The 2823-nt window shown below is 59.1% G+C and carries 6 protein-coding genes; 4 read left to right on the top strand and 2 right to left on the bottom strand.

Annotated features, from left to right (window positions below; all coding sequences use genetic code 11):
• The first annotated feature begins 482 nt into the window (after positions 1–482).
• Both C6W92_RS15810 and C6W92_RS15805 read left to right on the top strand, forming a co-directional pair.
• Entirely contained in the window at positions 483–761 is a 279-nt protein-coding gene (locus C6W92_RS15810) for a CopG family ribbon-helix-helix protein (protein ID WP_129434883.1), read from the top strand.
• Positions 749–1045 carry a type II toxin-antitoxin system RelE/ParE family toxin gene (locus tag C6W92_RS15805; RefSeq protein WP_129434881.1) on the top strand — a complete coding sequence of 99 codons (297 nt, stop codon included), beginning with the start codon at positions 749–751 and terminating at the stop codon, positions 1043–1045. The genes C6W92_RS15810 and C6W92_RS15805 overlap by 13 nt, the downstream gene beginning before the upstream one ends.
• 41 nt (positions 1046–1086) lie before the next feature.
• Here C6W92_RS15805 and C6W92_RS15800 read toward each other — a convergent pair whose 3' ends face one another.
• Positions 1087–1395 (bottom strand): type II toxin-antitoxin system RelE/ParE family toxin, encoded by a 309-nt coding sequence (locus C6W92_RS15800; RefSeq protein WP_129434879.1) that lies wholly within the window; start codon positions 1393–1395, stop codon positions 1087–1089.
• Positions 1392–1643 carry a ribbon-helix-helix protein, CopG family gene (locus C6W92_RS15795; RefSeq protein ID WP_241691187.1) on the bottom strand — a complete coding sequence of 84 codons (252 nt, stop codon included), beginning with the start codon at positions 1641–1643 and terminating at the stop codon, positions 1392–1394. The genes C6W92_RS15800 and C6W92_RS15795 overlap by 4 nt, the downstream gene beginning before the upstream one ends.
• Positions 1644–1835: 192 nt before the next feature.
• Here C6W92_RS15795 and C6W92_RS15790 point away from each other — a divergent pair, with 192 nt between their 5' ends.
• Positions 1836–2084 (top strand): DUF4160 domain-containing protein, encoded by a 249-nt coding sequence (locus C6W92_RS15790; RefSeq protein ID WP_129434875.1) that lies wholly within the window; start codon positions 1836–1838, stop codon positions 2082–2084.
• On the top strand, positions 2071–2484 hold the full coding sequence (locus C6W92_RS15785) for a DUF2442 domain-containing protein (protein ID WP_129434873.1): 414 nt from the start codon (positions 2071–2073) through the stop codon (positions 2482–2484). The genes C6W92_RS15790 and C6W92_RS15785 overlap by 14 nt, the downstream gene beginning before the upstream one ends.
• Positions 2485–2823 lie beyond the last annotated feature (339 nt).

Raw genomic sequence — 2823 nt, 5'->3', positions numbered from 1 at the left:
ACAGCGCGTTGAGGCCGAACATGTCTTCGGTGACAGCCGTGCCTGAATTTTCATCCGTCTGATCGACGACATCGACGATCGCCATGCCACGTCCCCTCGCCAAAACCAGGTGCAGTCCTGACGAGGGGGGTAGGGCCCAAAGTTTTCCGGCTTTGGTCGCTGACTTGGAAATGCGTCAGCGTGCGGTTCAATTTCGTGCGGATTTCAAAAGATGTCTTGGGAATATGACAAAATGAGTCCTGCCCTAATTTTCTCACAATCCCATGCCTGCGCGCCGGGGCGCGTTTCCAGGTTCAGGTGAGGTTCATCACCGACATGGCGACCGCGAAGCGTGACCCCACTCACGGAGCCGCTGTGGCGCTCTGAGCGGCATCCACGGCCCACAGGCACGAGGCTTGCCCACACGGCTACGGGTCAATGGACAAGCAAGATGCAAACGCCATATAGTAGTCAGAGGTATTACCTTTTGCTCGGAGGGTCGCATGGCATCGGCAACGTCCATCAAGCTGGATGACGACATGAAGGGGCGGGTCCGGCATCTCGCCGAGGCCCGGAAACGTACATCGCACTGGATCATGCGCGAAGCCATTGCGCAGTATGTCGAGCGCGAAGAAAAGCGCGAGGCGCTGCGGCAGGAAACCCTCGAGGCATGGGAAGAGTTCCGGGAAACCGGGCTGCACGCGACCGCTGAAGAGGTCGATCAATGGCTGGAGAGCTGGGGGACTGAAAACGAACGGCCTGCCCCCGAATGCCACAAGTGATATTCGCCCCGGCGGCGATCCGGGACTTGCAACGGCTGCGGGGCTTCCTGCGCCCGAAGAACGCGGATGCTGCGCGTCGGGCTGGCGAGGCGATCCGGCAAGGGGTGAAGATCCTCGGGGCGCATCCCCGCCTCGGCCGGATGGTCGATGACCTTCCCCAAGAGTTTCGGGAATGGCTCATCGACTTTGGCGACAGCGGTTACATCGTCCGATATCGTATCGACGAAGAAACCGTGACGATCCTCGCGATCCGGCACCAGAAAGAAGCAGGCGTCTTGGACTGAGACCTATCATCCGAGCCCATGCAGGAGGTTTGCCCACGCAGCTAACTGCCCTGCATCCTGTCCAGGAATGCCCGTGCGAGATCTCGGGACGTGTGAAACACCGCCAGTATCGTCACTGCCTCGGCGCTGACCTCATAGACGATCAGGTAGGGCAGTCCCGAGACGCTCAGTTCCCGTGTCTCGGTATGGCGACCGGGACGCCCCGCGGCGGAGAACTCGGGCAGTCTTTCCGCTGCCCGCACGAGCCCGCGATATACGTTCTCTGCGGCGTCAGGGTTGTCCAGTGCGATATAATCCACGATCGCCTCAAGATCGCGGACCGCGGGTTCGGCAATAACCAGATGCTTCAATCTGTCCAACCGTGCTTCGCGGCGATCCCGGCAAACACTTCATCAGCAGGAAGGACCTTGCCCTCTCGGGCAGCGGCAATCCCGCTCTTGATCCGCTCCATCTGCCAAGTGTTGGCTTCCAGATATTGTTCGATGGCCTGGTTGACGATGTAGTTGCGGGAACGGTCCATCGCATTCGCCAGGGCATCAATCTCGGATACCTTGGCTGTGCGGATGGTGATTGGCTCGGAAGCGGCGCGCTGTGGCATGATGTGCTCCATTGTAATCATTTGTAATCATAGCACCTGATGCCGTCAGTTCCAAGGTATCCGGGATCCAGGAGGTCAGACATGGGAAGAGGTCCGGGAAGGTGGTGGGAAGGTGGCAAGAAATAGGGACGTATACTTCGCACCCACCGCCCCCCCTTGAAAAACCCAAGCACTTAGGTTATGCTCCCACCAATGCCAACCGTCCTTCGCCTCGATGGCCTGCGTGTGAGAATCTATGTGGACGATCATCGCCCCGCCCATGTTCACGTCATCGCGGCAGATGGTGAAGCCGTGTTTGTTCTGAACTGCCCAGACGGCCCGCCAGAACTTCGGGAACGCCATGGGGTGTCATTGCAGATGGTGAACCGCATCCAGAAGGAACTGGCAAAGCACCTGTCAGTCCTTTGCCCGAAGTGGAGGGAGATTCATGGAGATTACTGAGCAGGAGTTTCAGGCCGCGACCCTTCGCGGCGAAAAGATGCGGCGCAGGGGTTATGCCGTCAGTGCCGACTATGACAGGCATCAGAACCGGCTGGTCGTGGGCCTCAACACGGGCGTCACGATCATGGTGCCCGTGCATCTGATCCAAGAGCTGACCGCCGCCGCAGCCGACGAACTGGAGGAAATCGAGATCAGCCCAGCAGGGACCGCACTGCACTGGCCCCGCTTGGACGCGGATGTCTATGTGCCAAGCCTTATGCAGGGCATCTACGGCACCAAGCGATGGATGGCCGCGCAACTCGGTGCGGCTGGCGGTAGTGCCACCTCGCCTGCCAAGGCTGCGGCGGCACGGGCGAACGGGGCTAAGGGTGGCAGACCCCGCAAACGGAGCGAATCATGATGACAGGCAAAGGACCCGGATAAACCTTGGTCTTCAATATACACCTTGGGCCAAGCGGCACAATGGTGGCATGAAAGTTTTCTACACGAAAATAGAGGCAAAGACGGCCTCTGGGCAGGGTTCCGCTCCTATAGGCTGGAGAGTTTACTGAACGACTACCGGCTTCTTTGGTTGCCGCCCATGATGCAAGAACCTTTTGACCTTGTCGGCGTGTGATCGAGTCGTCTAATCGCAGCCAGAATTGCAAGCATTTTCTTTGCACCTCCGGTCATTGGACGGCTGGAGGTCGGTCTTCAGGTCATGTGCGAGACAAATGCGCTTTAGGCTCCGAGTGCGCGT

The sequence above is a fragment of the Roseovarius sp. A46 genome (genome assembly GCF_004126395.1).
Taxonomy (GTDB): domain Bacteria; phylum Pseudomonadota; class Alphaproteobacteria; order Rhodobacterales; family Rhodobacteraceae; genus Roseovarius; species Roseovarius nitratireducens.
The sequence above is the reverse complement of the archived record's forward strand: the minus strand, read 5'-3'. Positions and strand labels throughout refer to the sequence as shown.